The sequence below is a fragment of the Spirillospora sp. NPDC052269 genome (assembly GCF_040679435.1).
In the GTDB taxonomy this organism is placed as follows: domain Bacteria; phylum Actinomycetota; class Actinomycetes; order Streptosporangiales; family Streptosporangiaceae; genus Spirillospora.
The window spans coordinates 317,813-335,912 of record NZ_JBFAUU010000002.1; the positions used below are offsets into that span (position 1 = coordinate 317,813).

Genomic DNA, 18,100 nt, shown 5'->3' on the forward strand with positions numbered 1-18,100 from the left:
CGCCAGGGCCTCCGCGCATTCGGCCACGCCGGGCACCTGGCCACGCCAGGCTGTCCGCGCATCCGTGCCGCGCCAGAATTCCCCAGCGGCCCATCGCTCCAGACGCCCAGCCCTGGCTGAATCCGGGGCCCTCCAGACCCTCGCGCGGCCCGCCCGTTCCGGACGCTCGCCACGCAAGGCGCACCACCACCCAGGGCGGCGCCGCCACGCAGGGCGCAGAGCGCAGAGCGCAGAGCGCAGAGCGCACGGCGCAGAGCGCAGAGCGCAGAGCGCACGGCGCAGAGCGCAGAGCGCAGAGCGCAGAGCGCAGAGCGCAGAGCGCAGAGCGCAGAACGGACAGCGGACAGCGGACAGCGGACAGCGGACAGCGGACAGCGCACGGCCACGCAAGGCGCATCGCCGCGTTGGGCGCACGGCCACGCATGGCGCAGGGCAATGCAGGGCGCACCGCCACAAAAGGCGCAGGGCCGCGCAGGGCGCAGGAGCGCGCAGCGCTGGGTGTGCGGGGTGTGCGGTCGGACTGGGCGCCTGGGTCGGGCCGGGCGGTCAGTTGCTCCGGGGACACCCAACCGCTCCGGATGCGCGGCCGCTTCGGGGCATCCGGGCATTTCGGAGGTGGAAGGTCAGGTGATGTCCACGATCGGCAGGCGCAGCGCGGCCGGGGCGGCCGCCGGGACGACCGGGTTCTTCGGTGTGACGGCCGAAAGACGCTGGTAGGACGTGCCGAGCGCCGGACGCCGGTCGTCCTCGCCCTTGTTCGGCCACAGCGACATCGCCCGCTCCGCCTGCGCGGTGATCGTCAGGGACGGGTTGACGCCCAGGTTCGCCGAGACCGCCGAGCCGTCCACCACGTGCAGGCCGGGGTGGCCGTAGACGCGGTGGTACGGGTCGATGACGCCGGACTCCGGGGAGTCGCCGATCACGCAGCCGCCGAGGAAGTGCGCGGTCATCGGGACGTCGAACAGGTCGCCCCAGGAGCCGCCCGCGATCCCGCCGATCTCCTCGGCGATCTCGCGCGCGGCGGTGTGCCCGTCCGGGATCCAGGTCGGGTTCGGCTCGCCGTGCCCGGCCTCGGCGCGGACGTCCCAGCCGAGCGGGCCGCGCTTCGGGCGCAGCGTGATCGAGTTGTCCCGGGTCTGCATGACCAGCGCGATGACCGTCCGCTCCGACCAGTGGCGCACGTCGAGCAGCTGGACGAGGTCGGCCGGGCGCCGCACCGTCTCCCGCAGGAACTTCGCCAGCCGCGGACGGTGCTTCTCGCCGGGCTGGTCGCCGTCCACGAGCAGCGTCTGGAGGGCCGCCATCAGGTTCGAGCCCTTCCCGTACCGGACGGGCTCGATGTGCGTGTCGGACGTCGGGTGGAACGACGAGGTGATCGCGACGCCGCGCGAGAAGTCCTCCCCGGCGTGCCCGTTGCGCCGTCCGGCGCCGAGGATCGCCTCGGAGTTCGTCCTGGTCAGGTGCCCCAGCCGGTCGGAGAGACGCGGCAGCCGGCCGGTCGTCCTGAGCTTGTGGAGGAGCTTCTGCGTCCCGTACGTCCCGGCGGCGAACACGACCTGGCCGGCCGTCAGCGTCTTGCGGTTGCGCCCGAACGACCCCGTCCGGACGATCTCGACCGCGTACCCGCCGCCGGTGAGCGGCGTGACCTGCGTGACCCGGCTGAGCGGCATGATCCGCGCGCCGGCCTTCTCCGCGAGGTACAGGTAGTTCTCGGTGAGCATGTTCTTCGCGCCGTGCCGGCAGCCGACCATGCACTCGCCGCACTCGGTGCAGCCGCGCCGCTGCGGGCCCGCGCCTCCGAAGTACGGGTCGTCGGACGCCCGCCCCGGGCCGTCCCCGAAGAAGACCCCGACCGGGGTCCGGACGAACGTGTCGCCCTTGCCCATCCGGTCGGCGACGCTGCGCATCACCTTGTCCGCGGCCGTGATCGTCGGGTTCTGGACGACCCCGAGCATCCGCTTCGCCTGGTCGTAGTAGGGGGTGAGCTCGGCCTGCCAGTCGGTGATGTGCGCCCACTGCCGGTCCTTGAAGAACGGCTCCGGCGGGACGTACAGGGTGTTGGCGTAGTTCAGCGACCCGCCGCCGACGCCGGCCCCCGCGAGCACCATGACGCGGCTGGACGAGTGGCCCCGGATCAGGTGGATGCGCTGCATGCCGGTGAGGCCGAGCGCGGGCGCCCAGATGTACCGGGCGACGCGCCAGTTGGTCTTCGGCAGGCCCGGATGCCGCGCGCCCCCGGTCGCCGCCTGCCCGCTGTCGAAGCGGCGCCCCGCCTCGATCACGCCGACCCGGTACCCCTTCTCGGTCAGCCGCAGCGCGCTCACGCTGCCGCCGAACCCCGACCCGATGACCAGGACGTCGTAATCATGCGCCCGGTCATCCCGGCCCCGCACCCGGTCATCCCGGCCCCGCGCCCGATCGTCCTGGTCGTGCGCCTGGTCGTCCCGGCCGTGCGTCTGGTGGTCCTGGTCGTGCATCGCCCGCGCCCGTCCCGTCTACTTGATCCGGAGCTTCTTCATGACCTTCACGCTGTTCGCCAGCAGGTCGGCGAACGTGTCGTAGCCGAGCCCACTGGGCGGTTCGAGGTCCATCCAGTGCTGGCTGGCGACCGTCTGCGCCTCGGTGAACTTCAGCAGGCCCTCGGAACCGTGCCGCCGTCCGACGCCGGACTGCTTGAACCCGCCCATCGGCGCGTCGTAGGAGATGAACGCGGCGCCGTAGCCGTCGTTCACGTTGACCGTCCCGGCCTGGAGGCGCGCGGCGACGCGGCGGCCGCGCGCCACGTCCCTGGTCCAGACGGACGCGTTGAGCCCGTAGGGCGTGTCGTTCGCGCGGTCGATGACCTCGTCGACGTCCGAGTACTTGTAGACCGAGACGACGGGGCCGAACGTCTCGCTGGCGCAAAGGTCCATGTCGGACGTGACGCCGGTGAGGACGGTCGGCTCGTAGAACAGCGGCCCGATGTCCGGACGCGCCTTCCCGCCCGCGAGGACCGTCGCGCCCTCCCGGACGGCCTGGTCGACGTGCGCCGTGACGTTGTCGAGCTGCCGTTGGAAGGTCAGCGACCCCATGGACGCCTCGAAGTCCAGGCCGGTCCCGAGCCGCATGTCGTTGACCAGCCGGACGAACCGCGCGACGAACCGGTCGTGGATCGCCTCGTGGACGTACAGGCGCTCGATCGAGATGCACAGCTGGCCGGCGTTGGTGAAGCACGCCCGGACGGCCCCGCGCGCGGCCCGCTCCACGTCCGCGTCGTCCAGGACGATCATCGGGTTCTTGCCGCCGAGCTCCAGCGAGTACGACACCAGGCGGGGCGCGACCCGCTCGGCGATCGCCTTGCCGCCGCGCGTGGACCCGGTGAACGACACGTAGTCGGCGGCGTCCAGCAGCGGGTCGCCGATCTCCGCCGGGTCGCCGATCACGACCTGCCACAGGTCGCGCGGCAGGCCGAGGGAGACCAGCAGGTCCAGCACCCACAGGCTGGACAGGCAGGTCTGGGTGTCCGGCTTGTGCAGGACGGCGTTCCCGGCCAGGAGCGCGGGCACGATGTCGGACGCGCCGAGCGAGAACGGGTAGTTCCACGGCGAGATGAGCGCGACGACACCCTTCGGGTGGCGCAGCTCCTGCACGCGCGTGAGGCCGGGCATCGTGCTGCGGCGCCGCTGCGGCCTCAGCAGCTTCTCGGCACGGCGCGCGTAGTGCAGCGAGCAGAGCGCGACGTCGAGGAACTCCTCCATCGCGTGCCGCCGGGCCTTGCCCGTCTCCAGCTGGATGACGTCGAGGATCTCCGAGCGCCGGGCCACCAGCGCGTCCGGCAGCGCGAGGAACGGCTTGACCCGGTCGTGGACGGGCAGCGCGGCCCATTTCCGCTGGGCACGCCGGGCGCGCTCGTACGCGCGCGCGATGTCGCCGGCCGTGGTCAGCGGCAGGGTCGCGAGGGGTTCACCGGTGAAGGGGGTCGGGATGGTCACGGTGGGCGCGTCCTCACCGGACGCGATGTGCGAGGCCAACCGGTCGATCTTCTGTTGCGGCAACCGGTGCGCGGCCGCCCCCGGGGCGGGGACCGTCGGAGATGCCATGCGTGCAGACTATGACTCCCCGCCCGCCGGTGGCTACCCACCAGTAACGACTTGCTTTCCGTGAATTACCGCACATCTCACCTGCGAAGAAACGGAACGTTCCAGATTGACCGACTTGGTCGGTTGCCGGGATCCGGCGCGTCCCCGCGGTGTAAGCCGGAACCAGGAGGAGACACCAGGCGCGTCGCCGTCGCGCCGCCCGGGCCGTATCGCTGCCGCCCGCCCCGGGCCAGGCGGCAGCGTGCCCGACGAAAGGGGAACCCCTACATGACCTTCGCGGGCGGCGCGACGGGACGGGACCGAACGACCGACCAGGAGACCGACCCCCCGCAGGACCCCGGACTTCCACCGCGCCCTGGCGCGGAAAGGGCGGCGAGGCAGCGGGAGATGACCCGGCGGGAACGACGGGAGATGACGCGGACGGCGCTGCTGGAGGCGGCCGAGCGGTTGTGGGCGGAGAACGGCGTCCACGGCGCGTCCCTGGACGACGTGGCGTCCGCGGCGGGGCTGACGAAGGGCGCGGTGTACTCGAACTTCGCGGGCAAGACCGACCTGCTGCTCGCCCTGCTGGAGCACTGCACGCGGGACCGCGTCGGCGTCCTGACCTGCGCGGAACCACACGACGCGAGCCGTCCACCCGCGGAGCGCTTCGCACGGGCCGGGCTCGCCTTCCGCCGCCGCCACGAGGGCGGGAAGGCCCGCCTGACCGCCCTGCTGCTCATCGAGTTCTGGCTGTTCGGGATGCGGGACTACGCGGCGGGCTGGCGGGTCGCCGACTGGTACGACGAGTGCCGCGACGACCTGGCCCGCGATCTCCCCGAGTCCGGCGGGCTGTCCCCGCGGGACCGCGCGACCCTCGCCATCGCCCTCGACGCGGGCCTGTCCCTCCAGCACCTGCTGGACCCCGACCGCGTCCCGGCCGAGCTGTACGGGACGGCGATGCGCCTCATCCTCGGCGAGGACTGATCACAGGTCCGGGCCGCGTCCGCACTGCTCGGACGCGGCCCGGATTCCGCCTGCCGGCCGAGCCTCAGTCGTCGGACGCGCCGGCCGCCGCGATCGGGGCGTTGCCCGTCGCCTGGACACCCGGCAAGATCGACAACGTGCCCGTGGCCGCGCCGAAGACCGTCCCGAAGTTGGAGGTGTAGGCGGGGAACGCCGAACTGTCCATGAGGCTCAGCATCGCCTCGTCGTTGTGCCGCAGCGCGTCCCACGTGTAGCTGTGGCTACCGGTGAGGATGATGCGGTGGCGGCCGCCGTTGTAGTACCCGTCGATCAGCAGGTACTTGGAGTGGGCCTTGCCCGCCGCCTCGCCGGTGAAGTAGTGCACGTTCGGCCCGCCGTGGGCCCCGGCCTTGCTGAGCTCCTTCAGTGCGCTGGTCCCGAAGGTCGTGGCGACCACCTGCACGTCGCAGCCCTGGTCGTCCAGCCGCGACAGCGTCCTGGCGACCTCGGTGCGGTTGAAGATGCCGCTGGACAGCCGGATCTTCGTCCCCGCCGAGCACCGCACCCGGTTCAGGACGTCCAGGACCGGGTCACCGGACGCCTTCGGGAAGAACGCGACCGCGCGCTTGCCCGACCAGGTCTGCCGGTAGTAGTCCCCGTTCGCCTGGCGCCTGGCCAGCGCGTAGAAGTAGCTGCGGTACGTCGCGTAGAGCTTGGTGTCGACGAGCGTGTAGGCGTCGTTGTAGTCCGCGTACATGCCGCCGGTCGCGTTCCCGGACGTCTGCACGACCACGTTCCGCGAGTCGTACGTGCGCGAGAACGCGTAGAACTTGTTGTGGTTCTTGGCCCAGACGCCCTGTTCGGACGGCGCGATGCAGCCCCGCCCCTTCGGACACACCACGATCCAGGACGACGCGCTCGTGTTCGTCCCCAGGTTCTTGGCCAGGTAGTCGTACACGTTCCGGTCCTGGGAGAGCGAGTCGTTGTCGATGACGACCCGCACCCGCACGTTGCGCTTCTTCGCCGCGACGAGTTCCTTCGCCATGCTCAACTCACGCAGCCGGAACAGGGAGACGTCGATCTCCTCTTTCGCGGGCGTGTGCTGGATCAGGCTCTTGAAGTAGAGGTCGAGCGCTCCGGCCTTCAGCTTGTCCTTGCTGGGCAGATTGAACCGCGGCCCCTGCGTGACGTACACGCGCCGGGCGCCGGTCACGGGCACCTCCCGGGTTGGAGCCGCGACCCGCGACCCACCCCCCGAGGTGGCCGCCGGACGCACCCCCTCCGCCGCGGCGGAAGCGGTGCCCAACCCCGTCAACGCGCCCGCAACGACCAGCCCACTCAAACCAAGAGCGACACGTCGCAAGAGACTCCCCCGTCAATCGAACACGACGAGATCGGGACATTACCAACAATCCACCCCCTCGAAAATCCCCCGAAGCGACACTTCTCGCCGCCAAGACCACCCGCCGTCCCAGCCCGCCAACAATCCACCCCAGAAACCCAGACAAACTCCCCCAACAGGCCCACGCGGCCCGCCGTCCCGCCCCACCCGGAGCAGCCGAAATCACACAGGACACCGACACGGCCTCGACCAGCTCCCGGAACCACCTCAGCCCCAGGCCTGGCCTGGCCTGGGGCTGAGGTGCGTGACGTGGGGCGGGCGGGAGGTCAGGGGGCGGTGACGGGGACGATGTCGGGGGCGCCCCGGCGGCGGGCGTCGGCCTCCTGGTCGCCGTCCTGGGTCTGGGAGTCGCGTTCGGCCTCGATGCGCTTGCGGTAGTACTCGATCTCGCGGTCGCGCTGGGCCTCGGACCAGCCGAGGACGGGGGCGAGCAGGTCGGCGGCCTCCTCGGCGACGCCGACGCCGCGGTCCCAGGTCTCGATGGAGATGCGGGTGCGGCGGGCCAGGACGTCGTTCAGGTGGCGGGCGCCCTCGTGGGTCGCGGAGTAGACGATCTCGGCGCGCAGGTAGTCGTCCGCGCCGGCCAGCGGACGGCCGAGGTCGGGCTTCTCGGCGATCAGCCGGAGCAGGTCGTCGGTCAGCGTGCCGTGGCGGTGCAGCAGGTGCTCGATCCGCGCGACGTGCAGCCCGGACCGCGCCGCGAGCCGGTGCCGCGCGTTCCACATCGGGACGAACCCGTCCCCGCCCACGAGCGCGACCCGGTCGGTGCAGGACTCGGCGATCCGGCCGTCCAGGCCGTGGACGACCGCGTCGATGGCGTCCTTGGCCATCACCCGGTAGGTGGTGAACTTGCCGCCCGCGACCAGCACCAGCCCCGGCACCGGGTGCGCGACGACGTGCTCGCGCGACAGCTTGGACGTCTCCTCGGTCTCGCCGGTCAGCAGCGGCCGCAGCCCCGCGTACACGCCCTCCACGTCGTCGTGCGTGAGCGGCGTGTTCAGGACGGAGTTGACGTGGTCGAGGACGTAGTCGATGTCGGCCTTGGACGCGGCGGGGTGCGCGCGGTCCAGGTCCCAGGCGGTGTCGGTGGTGCCGATGATCCAGTGGCGTCCCCACGGGATGACGAACAGCACGGACTTCTCGGTGCGCAGAATGATCCCGGTCGCCGAGTGGATCCGGTCCTTCGGCACCACCAGGTGGATGCCCTTGGACGCCTTGACGTGGATCTGCCCGCGCCCGCCGACCAGCTCCTGGATGTCGTCGGTCCACACCCCGGTGGCGTTGACGACCTGCTTCGCGCGCACCTCACCGGTGGTGCCGGACTCCAGGTCGCGGATCTTCACGCCGGTGACCCGCTCCCCCTCCCGCAGGAAGCCGGTGACCTGGGTGCGCGAGGCGATCCGCGCGCCGTACTCGGCGGCCGTGCGCAGCACCATCATCACGTAGCGGGCGTCGTCCATCTGGGCGTCCCAGTACTGGATCGCTCCAACGAACGAGTCCTTGCGCAGCGACGGGGCCAGTTTCAGCGCACCGCGCCGGGTCAGGTGCCGGTGCCCCGGGACGCCCCGGGTGCTGCCCATCTGGAACGACAGTGCGTCGTACAGCGCCACGCCCGCGCCGAAGTACCCGCGCTCCCACACCCGGTGCGTGGTCGGCAGCAGGAACGGCACCGGCCGCACCAGGTGCGGCGCGATCTGCTGGAGCAGCAGGCTGCGCTCGGTCAGCGCCTCGCGGACCAGCTCGAAGTTGTACTGCTCCAGGTACCGCAGCCCGCCGTGGATCAGCTTGGACGACCGGGACGAGGTGCCCGAGGCGAAGTCGCGCGCCTCGACCACGGCGACCGACAGGCCGCGGGTGGCGGCGTCCAGCGCCGCGCCCGCGCCGACGATCCCACCGCCGACCACCACGACGTCGTACTCCTCGCGGACCATCTCGTCCAGGGCCGCCGCACGCTCGGCGGGCCCTAGTCGTGAGCTCCCGAGAGCGGTCACCGGTGATCCCGTCATCGCGTCTCCCCCTTGCACCCGGTCATCAGCACCGTTTCCTACCCAACAGTAAGGAGCGTCCCACCCGCGAGCCACCGCCACCCACGTCCGAGCCCGGCTCACCGGCGCCCATCACGCCGGCATCGGCGCACCCCGAGAGCGGCCACACCTGCTCCGACCTGCAAAGATCCTTCGACTGACCGCCCTCCAGCACCGTCCCGCCACACTCCTGACAAATCTTGAAATTCTCACCCCTCTCCCCAACTCGCCACCGAACACCCCACAACGACCAGCGCTCTCCGTCCCCCGCACGCGCCCCCGACATCACCCCCGCCTCCGTGACGGCCCGCGCACCGTCCTCCCCGCGCCCCTCACCCTTAACAACGTGCGAGCGGCCCCGCCCGTTGGGGGCGAGGCCGCTCGAATGCGAAAAAATCTGAGAAGCGTCAGTGACCGTGCGGCGCGACCACGACCTGGACGCGCTGGAAGTCCTTCAGCTCGGTGTAGCCGGCCGTGGCCATCGAGCGGCGGAGGGCTCCGATGAGGTTCATCGAGCCGTCCGCCACGTGGGACGGGCCGTGCAGGATCTGCTCCAGGGTGCCGATCGTGCCGAGGTCGAGGCGGGTGCCGCGCGGGACGTCGCCGTGGTGCGCCTCGGAGCCCCAGTGGTAGCCGCGGCCGGGGGCCTCGGTCGAGCGGGCGAACGGGGAGCCGACCATCACGGCGTCCGAGCCGCAGGCGAACGCCTTGGCGATCTCGCCCGAGTTGGTCATGCCGCCGTCCGCGATGACATGGACGTAGCGGCCGCCCGACTCGTCCATGTAGTCGCGGCGCGCGGCGGCGACGTCGGCCACCGCGGTCGCCATGGGGACGGCCACGCCCAGCACCGTGCGGGTGGTGTGGCCCGAGCCGCCGCCGAAGCCGACCAGCACGCCCGCCGCGCCCGTCCGCATCAGGTGCAGGGCGGCGGTGTAGGTGGAGCAGCCGCCGACGATGACCGGGACGTCCAGGTCGTAGATGAACTGCTTGAGGTTCAGCGGCTCGGCGCGCCCGGACACGTGCTCGGCCGAGACCGTGGTGCCGCGGATCACGAACAGGTCGACCCCGGCGTCGATCACGGCCTTGTGGAACTGCGCCGTGCGCTGCGGGGACAGCCGCGCCGCGACCGTCACGCCCGCCTCGCGGACCTCGGCGATCCGGCGGCCGATCAGCTCCTCCTTGATCGGCGCGGAGTAGATCTCCTGCAGCCGCTGGGTGGCGCGGACGTCGTCCAGCGACGCGATCTCGGCCAGCAGCGGCTCGGGGTTCTCATAGCGGGTCCACAGGCCCTCGAGGTCGAGCACGGCCAGGCCGCCGAGGCGGCCCACCGCGATCGCCGTCGCGGGCGAGACGACGCTGTCCATCGGTGCCACGACCAGCGGCATCTCGAACCGGTAGGCGTCGATCTGCCAGGCGACGCTGACCTCCTCGGGGTCGCGCGTCCGGCGGGACGGCACGATTCCGATCTCGTCGAACGCATAGGCCCGGCGGCCGCTCTTCCCCCGGCCGATCTCCACCTCAGCAGCCACAGCGGTTCCTTTTCCCCAGTCTTGGTGTCGCTTGGCGGCGTCCGTCGCGCGAGCGGCGGACGCCATGGTCTACGGCATTCCCCGCGAGACCGGAGAACACGCCCGTGAGACTACCGCCGGTCAGCGGCCCTGGTAGTTCGGGGCCTCGACGGTCATCTGGATGTCGTGCGGGTGGCTCTCCCGCAGGCCTGCGCTGGAGATCCGCATCAGCTGCCCGCCGCGCTGGAGCTCGGGGATGGTACGGGTGCCCGCGTACCACATCGACTGGTGCAGGCCGCCGACCAGCTGGTGCGCGACGTTCGCGAGCGGGCCGCGGTAGGGCACCTGGCCCTCGACGCCCTCGGGGATCAGCTTCTCCTCGGACGACACGTCCGCCTGGGCGTACCGGTCCTTGGAGAACGAGCCGCCGCGCTCGCGGTTGCGCATCGCGCCGAGCGAGCCCATGCCGCGGTACGACTTGTACTGCTTGCCGTGGACGAAGATCAGCTCGCCGGGCGACTCCTCGATGCCCGCGAGCAGGCTACCGAGCATGACCGTGTCGGCGCCCGCGACGATCGCCTTGGCGATGTCGCCGGAGTACTGGATGCCGCCGTCGCCGATCACCGGGATCCCGGCCTCCTTGGCCGCCCGGGCCGCCTCGAAGATGGCGGTGATCTGCGGGACGCCGACCCCGGCGACCACGCGGGTGGTGCAGATCGAGCCGGGCCCGACGCCGACCTTCACCGCGTCCGCGCCCGCCTCGGCCAGCGCCTTCGCGCCCGCGTAGGTGGCGATGTTGCCGCCGACGACCTGGACGTGCCCGGCGTTCGCCTTGATCGTGGCGATGGTGTCGGCGACGCCCTTGGAGTGGCCGTGCGCGGTGTCCACGATGACCACGTCGGTGCCGGCCTCGATCAGCGCGTCCGCGCGCCGGACCGCGTCCTCGCCGACGCCGACCGCGGCGGCGACCAGCAGCCGGCCCCCGGCGTCCTTGCTGGACACGGGGTACTGCTCGCTCTTGGTGAAGTCCTTGACCGTGATCAGGCCGCGCAGCCGGTTCTGGTCGTCCACCAGCGGCAGCTTCTCGATCTTGTTGGTGGCGAGCAGCCGGAACGCCTCGTCCTTGGCCACGTCGACGGGCGCGGTGATCAGCGGCATCGCCGTCATCACCTCGCGGACGGGCCGGGCCAGGTCCGTCTCGAACCGCATGTCCCGGTTCGTCACGATGCCTACCAGGACGCCCCGCACGTCGGTCACCGGAACGCCGGAGATCCGGTACCGGGCGCACATCTCCTCGACGTCGGCGAGCGTCGCGTCTGGCAGGCAGGTCACCGGATTGGTGATCATCCCGGCCTCGGACCGCTTGACCTTGTCGGCCTCGCTCGCCTGCTCCTCGATCGACATGTTGCGGTGCAGCACGCCGATACCGCCCTGGCGGGCCATCGCGATCGCGGTGCGCGCCTCGGTGACGGTGTCCATCGCGGCCGAGATCAGCGGGATGCGCAGCGAGATGTCGCGGGTCAGCCGGGTCGTCGTGTCGGCCTCGCCGGGCTGCAGGTCCGAATACCCCGGAAGCAGGAGCACGTCGTCGAAGGTCAGCCCCGTCGGGAGGAATTTGGCGGGCTCTGCTGCGGGGTTCATGACGGCTCCTTGCGCGGTATCCGACCAGGTCAACGTGGCACGCGGGTCACGGCGGTGTGCCATCCATGGTAAGGCGTGCCGCCCGCCCGCCCGGCCCGTTCCCGGCACGCCGAGGGTGGTTTTCGCGACACGTCCACCGCGCCCCGATTACGGTGTGCAACGACTCGGGCCGCCTTCGCATTCCCTTCCGAACGGCCCTTCCCACGCGTCCCGGGCTCCACGCGCGGCAGGCGTTCGCGCTCAGAGGAGACCGGGGGGTGCACCTCGGCGGGGGCGGCGCAGTAGCGTGGAGTCGTGCACGACGATGCCCCGCTCGACCCGTTCGCCGGCGACCCGGAGGATCCGGCCGCCTCGCTCGGCGACCCCGGGGAGGACGTCGCTCCGCTCAGTGTGGCGGAGCGCGAGGACGTGCTCGCCGACCTCGCCGACCTGGAGGTCTTTCGCGCTCTGCTGGAGCCGCTCGGCGTCCGCGGCCTGACCGTGGACTGCGGTGACTGCGGCAAGATCCACTACATCGACTGGGATCTGCTGCACGGCAACCTGCGCCACCTGCTGGACGAGGGCCTCCCGCGGGTCCACGAGCCGGCCCTCGCACCCGACCCCGTCGACTACGTCAGCTGGGAGTACGCCCGCGGCTACGTGGACGGCGTGATCGACAGCGAGGAGGGCAACTCCTGACGCCCGCCGGCGCCACGACCGCCCCGCGTCCCATCGGCGGCACGAGGACCACCTCGACCACCCGCCCCTGAGACCAGGGGCGGGAGTTCACGGGCGCCGCCGCCGGTCCCGCGACTGCTCGTCGATCCCGCGTTCGACACGCCGACGGAGCTCCTCCAGTCGACGCCGCAGCTGCTCGGCCGGATCGGGATGCGCCTGAGGACGCTGCGGTGGGTGCGCGTGCAGCAGCTCGTCCAGCCGCTTCCTGAGCCGTTCCTCGTCCGACGGCCCACGCTTCCCAGACGCCTCCGTACCGGATCGTCCGGCACGGAGCTTCTCCTCGTGCGCGCGCTTCCGCGGCGTCCTCCCCGGACCGCGTCCGGCAGGCGCCTTCGGCTTGGCGGACGAGACGCCGTGCTCATCGCTCTTCATCTGCCGGGACGCCCCGGGCTCCCCGGCGATCCGGGCCGCGGACGTGGCCGTCGGACTCCCCGTCAGCCCACCGCCCGCCGCCGCGACGCCGGTCGTGGCCAGGACCGCGCCCACGACTCCGAGCGCCACGATCGTGCGCGGCGCCCGCCTCGACGCCCCGCTCCCCTGCTGGTCGGGCACGTCCCCGTCGCCGTCCCGGCCGGACACGCCGTCCGCCCCGGAACGGCCGCTCTCGCCGGACAGGGCATCCGCCCCATGGCGGGTCTCAACGGTCGGCCGGACGCCGGGCGTGGACGGCAGCCCTTCGTCCACCTCGGCGATCAACGCGCCGAGCAGGCCCAACACGGGGTCCGGGCCGGACGGGAACCGCCGATCCGAGACCGGGGACAGAGGGGCGCGCGCCGCGAGGGCGTCGATCAGCGCGTCGGTGCCGTACAGCGCGGACAGGTCGGCCGAGCCGGTGGGGGCGTCGTCCCGACAGGGGGGCTCGGCCGGATCCGGGGCGCCACGGCTCCGTTCCGTCAAGCGATCGACTCCTCTCGTGCCATCGCGCGCAGCCGGGCGAGGGCACGGTGCTGGGCGACCCGGACGGCCCCCGCGGACATGCCGAGCACATTACCGGTCTCCTCCGCCGACAGCCCGGCGACGACCCGCAGCAGCACCAGTTCGCGCTGGTGGTCGGGGAGCCGCGTGAGCAGGTCGCGGGCGCGCTGCGCCTCGATGTAGCGGACGACCGTCTCCTCCGGGCCGGGCCCCTCGTCCGGACCGTCCGGCAGGTCCTCGGTCGGGACGGCGGCGCGCACCGCGCTGCGCAGCGCGTCGGCGATCTTGTGCGCGGCGATGCCGAACACGAACGAGGCGAACGGGCGTCCCATGTCGCGGTAGCGCGGCAGCGCCGACAGCACCGCGATGCAGACCTCCTGGGCCACGTCGTCGGCGATGTGGTACTGCCCCGAGACCCGTCCGAGCCGGGCCCGGCAGTACCGCACGACCATCGGCCGCACCTCCGCGATCAGCACCTCGATCGCGGCCGGATCCCCCTGCACGGCGAGGCTGGTCAGCTCCCGCATGTCGCCGTCCGGCGGACTCGCCGGGCGTGGCACCCGGCCCGGGACGGACCTCAGCAGCCGCCCCTCGTGCCCGCCGTCGGCGGGTCCCGGCGGAGCAGGACCCCCCGAGGGTTCGGTAGCGCGCGCGGTCGTCGTCCCGGCGAAGCTTCCCTCGGTCACGTAGAGCATGATGCCCAGCGGGCCCGGACCTGTCTCCACTGTCCACGGCAACGGAATGGTCACAGTGCATGGACGAGCCGCTCGAATAGCACGAAACGCGGTCAGCCGACCCCTCTCCGTGCCCCTTTCGCGCGCACGGGAATACGCACGTGAAGCCGCACATGAATCAGCACGAGCACCCGCAAAGCCCCACAACCGTGCGGAATCAGGACGAGTACGTGGGCTGCACACGCCAGGAGCTACTCGTCCCAGGAGCTGCTCGCCCCAGAAGCTGCGCGTCCCGGGAAGCTGCTCGCCCCGGGAAACGCAAAAGGTCCCCGTCCGAGAACGGGGACCTGCATGCGCACGCGAGTGCGTTACCAACCGGGCGGGGGCGACGCCGAAGGCGAACCCCCGCCCGGTTGATCGCGAAGCGATGCCGCACTCGCACGAACTTCAGGGCCGTGTCCGAGCCGCCAGGCGAGGACGCGGAGCCTGAGGTTCAATCAAATTCAGTGGCCGTGCCCGTGGCCGTGGCCGTGACCGCCGCCGGTGGCGGCTTCCTCTTCCTCGGGCTTCTCGACGACGAGAACCTCGGTGGTGAGGAGCATGCCGGCGATGGACGCGGCGTTGGTGACGGCGGAGCGGGTGACCTTGACCGGGTCGATGACGCCCTCGGCGATCAGGTCGCCGTAGACGCCGGTCGCGGCGTTGAAGCCGTGGCCCGCGTTGAGCTCCTGGACCTTGGAGACCACGACGTAGCCTTCCTGGCCCGCGTTCTCGGAGATCCAGCGCAGCGGCTCCACCAGGGAGCGGCGGACGGCCTCGGCGCCGGTGGCCTCGTCGCCGGTGAGCCCGAGGTCCTCGAAGCCCTCCTTGGCGACGTGCACCAGGGCGGAGCCGCCGCCGGAGACGATGCCCTCCTCGATGGCCGCGCGGGTCGCCGAGATGGCGTCCTCCAGGCGGTGCTTCTTCTCCTTGAGCTCGACCTCGGTCGCGGCGCCGACGCGCAGGACGCACACGCCGCCGGACAGCTTGGCGAGGCGCTCCTGGAGCTTCTCGCGGTCCCAGTCGGAGTCGGAGTTGTCGATCTCGACCTTGATCTGGTTGACCCGGTCGGAGATCTCCTGGGCGCTGCCCTCGCCGTCCACGATGGTGGTGGCGTCCTTGTCCACCGTGATGCGGCGGGCGCGGCCGAGGTCCTCGATGCCGATGGTGTCGAGCTTGAGGCCGAGCGCCTCGGACACGACCTGGCCGCCGGTGAGGACGGCCATGTCGCCGAGCATCGCCTTGCGGCGGTCGCCGAAGCCGGGGGCCTTGACCGCGACGGACAGGAAGGTGCCGCGGATCTTGTTGGCGACGAGCAGCGCCAGGGCCTCGCCCTCGACGTCCTCGGCCACGACCAGCAGCGGCTTCTTGGTCTGCGCGACCTTCTCGGCCAGCGGCAGGAACTCCTGCACGTTGCCGATCTTGCCGTCCACGATCAGCACGTAGGCGTCCTCGAGGACGGCCTCCATGCGCTCGGGGTCGGTCACCATGTGCGGGGACAGGTAGCCCTTGTCGAACTGGAGGCCCTCGGTGAACTCCAGCTCGAGGCCCATGGTGTGGGCCTCCTCGACGGTGATGACGCCGTCCTTGCCGACCTTCTCGAACGCCTCGGCGATCAGCTCGCCGATCTTGGCGTCCTGCGCGGAGATGGTCGCGACGTGCGCGATCTCGCTCTTCTCCTCCACCTCGCGGGCGGTCTTGAGGAGCTTGTCGGACACGTACTGGGCGGCGGCGTCCATGCCGCGCTTCAGCGACAGCGGGGACGCGCCGGCCGCGACGTTGCGCAGGCCCTCGCGCACGAGCGCCTGGGCGAGCACGGTCGCGGTGGTGGTGCCGTCACCGGCGATGTCGTTGGTCTTGGTCGCCACTTCCTTGGCGAGCTGAGCCCCGAGGTTCTCGTACGGGTTCTCGAGCTCCACCTCGCGGGCGATGGTGACGCCGTCGTTGGTGATGGTCGGCGCGCCGAACTTCTTGTCGATGACGACGTTGCGGCCGCGCGGGCCGATCGTCACCTTGACGGCGTCCGCGAGAGCGTTGACGCCGCGCTCAAGAGCCCGGCGAGCGTCCTCGTCGAATTCCAGGATCTTCGCCATGCGGTTGATCTCCTCTATCAAGCGCGCCGCCCCGACCGCCCGCCAACGGCGGCCGGACGGGGCGGGTGCATCACGTCTCGGTGATTACTTCTCGATGATCGCGAGAACGTCGCGAGCCGAGAGCACGAGGTACTCCTCGTTGTTGTACTTGACCTCGGTGCCGCCGTACTTGCTGTACAGCACGACGTCGCCGACCTTCACGTCGAGCTCGACGCGCTGGCCCTTGTCGTCGACACGACCCGGTCCCACAGCGAGGACGGTGCCCTCCTGCGGCTTCTCCTTGGCGGTGTCCGGAATGACCAGACCCGACGCGGTGGTGGTCTCGGCCTCAAGCGGCTGGACGACGATGCGGTCCTCAAGCGGCTTGAGAGCAACCTTGGTGGCGGTCGTCACGATCAGACCTCCCCTTCGATTGGTCCTCGGCCGGCCTCACGGGCCGACCAGCACAGATGACAGAGAGGCGACCCTGGACCGGCCTGTCGTCGCGGGTGCCAGACCGACCTTGTCGCTGTTTGGCACTCTCACACTGAGAGTGCCAGTCATGGAGACTATGCCCGACCCGGTAAGCCGTCAACACGAACCGCGCCGAGCCCGTTCCTTCGTCCTCCGCGTCCGGTCCCCCAGGGCGGCCCCCGGCCTTCCGGCACGGCCCTTCGGAGCAGGCGGACGCCTGGTCTGCCATGGTCGCGCCGCACGGGTGCTCCCGCGCGGGCGCTACCGTCCAGGCTATGGACACCGAGGCGTTCCGCGACCTGCTGACACCGCTCGGCCGGGACCTGCTCGCCGAGGCGGACGGCGCCGACCTGACCGAGGCGGGCCTGCTCGCGACCGCCACGCGGCTGCGCGGCCGGTTCCCGGCCGAGCTGGTCAACGCCGCGCTGACCCAGCTCCGGCTGCGGGAGCGGGCGCGCGCCAAGTTCGGGGACGACGCGTCCCGCATGTTCTTCACTCCGGCCGGACTGGAGCAGTCAACGCGCGCCGGCGTGGCCTCCCACCGGGCCCGGCGCTTCGCGGCTTTGCCAAAGATTCACCGCACGTTGGAAGTCGGTTGCGGGATCGGGGCCGATCTCGTCGGGCGCGCCCTGGCCGGGGTGCCGGGCGACGGCGTCGAGCTGGATCCGCTCACGGCCGAGGTCGCACGGGCCAACCTCGCGGCCTTCGGCGTGGACGAGCTGGCCTCCGTCCGGGTGGGCGACGGGACGGCGGCCGATCCGTCCGGGCACGGCGCGGTGTTCGCCGATCCCGGCCGACGGACCGCGCGCGGACGAATCTTCGACCCGCGCGCGTACGAGCCGCCGCTGGACGTCGTCCTGGAGATGGCCCAGAGCGTCCCGGCCGCGTGCGTGAAGGTCGCGCCGGGCATCCCGCACGAGGCCGTGCCGGACGGCGCGGAAGCCGAGTGGATCTCGGTCGGCGGGGACGTGAAGGAGGCCGCCCTCTGGCTCGGCGACCTCGCCGGGACCGTCCGCCGCCGCGCGACCCTCATCCCGTCCGCGCAGGGATCCACGTACTCCCCGGCGGACGCGGACGCCGGGACGGTGACGTTGGTGCCGGACGACGGGCTCGGCGAGCCGGAGATCCGGGGCTGGGGACGGTATCTGTACGAGCCGGACGGAGCGGTCATCCGGGCGCATCTGGTCGCGGAGGTCGCGGCGATGGTCGGCGGAGGGCTGGTCGACCCGCGTATCGCGTACATCACGTCCGACACCCTGAAGGAGACCCCGTTCGGGGCGTCCTACGAGATCGACGACGTGCTGCCGTTCTCGCTCAAGCGGCTCCGGGCGGAGCTGCGACGGCGCGGCGCCGGGATCCTGACGATCAAGAAGCGCGGCTTCGCCGGGGACGTCGAGCGGCTGCGCCGCGATCTCGGCTTCGGCGGCGGCCGGCGGGGGGCCGCGGGCGGCGGCGAGGTCGTCCTCGTGCTGACCCGCGTCGGCGACGACCCGGTGGCCGTCCTCGCGCGTCCTGCGGGCTAATCCAGCCCAATGATCTTCACATCGCTTCCGGCGGCCAAGCCGGACCGCGCGGCGCACCACGATCACGCAAATAGTGCGCGCATTCCG

Annotated in this window: 13 protein-coding genes; 3 read left to right on the top strand and 10 right to left on the bottom strand. The window is 71.7% G+C overall.

The annotated features are described in order from the left end of the window. Nucleotides 1-623: 623 nt before the first annotated feature. Nucleotides 624-2,477 carry a GMC oxidoreductase gene (locus AB0L06_RS04840; RefSeq protein ID WP_500229582.1) on the bottom strand — a complete coding sequence of 618 codons (1,854 nt, stop codon included), beginning with the start codon at nt 2,475-2,477 and terminating at the stop codon, nt 624-626. Nucleotides 2,478-2,495: 18 nt separating this feature from the next. Beyond that, nucleotides 2,496-4,079, bottom strand: coding sequence for a succinic semialdehyde dehydrogenase (locus AB0L06_RS04845; protein ID WP_500229583.1), 1,584 nt, complete (start codon nt 4,077-4,079; stop codon nt 2,496-2,498). Between the two features lie 411 nt (nt 4,080-4,490). Between AB0L06_RS04845 and AB0L06_RS04850 the strand changes: the two genes are divergently transcribed. Continuing rightward, entirely contained in the window at nt 4,491-5,045 is a 555-nt protein-coding gene (locus AB0L06_RS04850; protein ID WP_500229584.1) for a TetR/AcrR family transcriptional regulator, read from the top strand. A 64-nt stretch (nt 5,046-5,109) separates the two neighbouring features. Here the strand turns inward: AB0L06_RS04850 and AB0L06_RS04855 are convergent, their stop codons facing one another. From AB0L06_RS04855 to guaB, 4 genes are all read right to left on the bottom strand, one after another. Beyond that, a complete protein-coding gene (locus tag AB0L06_RS04855; RefSeq protein ID WP_500229585.1) occupies nt 5,110-6,237 on the bottom strand; it encodes a phospholipase D-like domain-containing protein in 1,128 nt (375 codons plus the stop codon). 455 nt (nt 6,238-6,692) lie between these two features. Next, on the bottom strand, nt 6,693-8,432 hold the full coding sequence (locus AB0L06_RS04860; protein WP_500229586.1) for a glycerol-3-phosphate dehydrogenase/oxidase: 1,740 nt from the start codon (nt 8,430-8,432) through the stop codon (nt 6,693-6,695). Nucleotides 8,433-8,857: 425 nt separating this feature from the next. Next, on the bottom strand, nt 8,858-9,967 hold the full coding sequence (locus tag AB0L06_RS04865) for a GuaB3 family IMP dehydrogenase-related protein (RefSeq protein WP_500229870.1): 1,110 nt from the start codon (nt 9,965-9,967) through the stop codon (nt 8,858-8,860). A 132-nt stretch (nt 9,968-10,099) separates the two neighbouring features. Beyond that, nucleotides 10,100-11,599, bottom strand: a complete 1,500-nt coding sequence (guaB, locus tag AB0L06_RS04870) for an IMP dehydrogenase (protein WP_500229587.1) — start codon at nt 11,597-11,599, stop codon at nt 10,100-10,102. 294 nt (nt 11,600-11,893) lie between these two features. Here guaB and AB0L06_RS04875 point away from each other — a divergent pair, with 294 nt between their 5' ends. Continuing rightward, a complete protein-coding gene (locus tag AB0L06_RS04875; RefSeq protein ID WP_026415270.1) occupies nt 11,894-12,277 on the top strand; it encodes a DUF5319 domain-containing protein in 384 nt (127 codons plus the stop codon). A gap of 87 nt (nt 12,278-12,364) precedes the next feature. Here the strand turns inward: AB0L06_RS04875 and AB0L06_RS04880 are convergent, their stop codons facing one another. From AB0L06_RS04880 to groES, 4 genes are all read right to left on the bottom strand, one after another. Next, the gene (locus tag AB0L06_RS04880) at nt 12,365-13,213 is read right to left on the bottom strand and encodes a hypothetical protein (protein ID WP_500229588.1); all 849 of its coding nucleotides are present in this window, start codon (nt 13,211-13,213) and stop codon (nt 12,365-12,367) included. Beyond that, the gene (locus AB0L06_RS04885) at nt 13,210-13,758 is read right to left on the bottom strand and encodes a sigma-70 family RNA polymerase sigma factor (RefSeq protein ID WP_117355923.1); all 549 of its coding nucleotides are present in this window, start codon (nt 13,756-13,758) and stop codon (nt 13,210-13,212) included. The genes AB0L06_RS04880 and AB0L06_RS04885 overlap by 4 nt, the downstream gene beginning before the upstream one ends. A 650-nt stretch (nt 13,759-14,408) precedes the next feature. After that, nucleotides 14,409-16,037, bottom strand: a complete 1,629-nt coding sequence (gene groL, locus AB0L06_RS04890; RefSeq protein ID WP_500229589.1) for a chaperonin GroEL — start codon at nt 16,035-16,037, stop codon at nt 14,409-14,411. 84 nt (nt 16,038-16,121) lie between these two features. Then, a complete protein-coding gene (gene groES, locus AB0L06_RS04895; RefSeq protein WP_034487853.1) occupies nt 16,122-16,430 on the bottom strand; it encodes a co-chaperone GroES in 309 nt (102 codons plus the stop codon). Nucleotides 16,431-16,765: 335 nt separating this feature from the next. Here groES and AB0L06_RS04900 point away from each other — a divergent pair, with 335 nt between their 5' ends. Next, nucleotides 16,766-18,013: a class I SAM-dependent methyltransferase gene (locus AB0L06_RS04900; protein WP_500229590.1), complete on the top strand. Its 1,248-nt coding sequence runs from the start codon at nt 16,766-16,768 to the stop codon at nt 18,011-18,013. Nucleotides 18,014-18,100 lie beyond the last annotated feature (87 nt).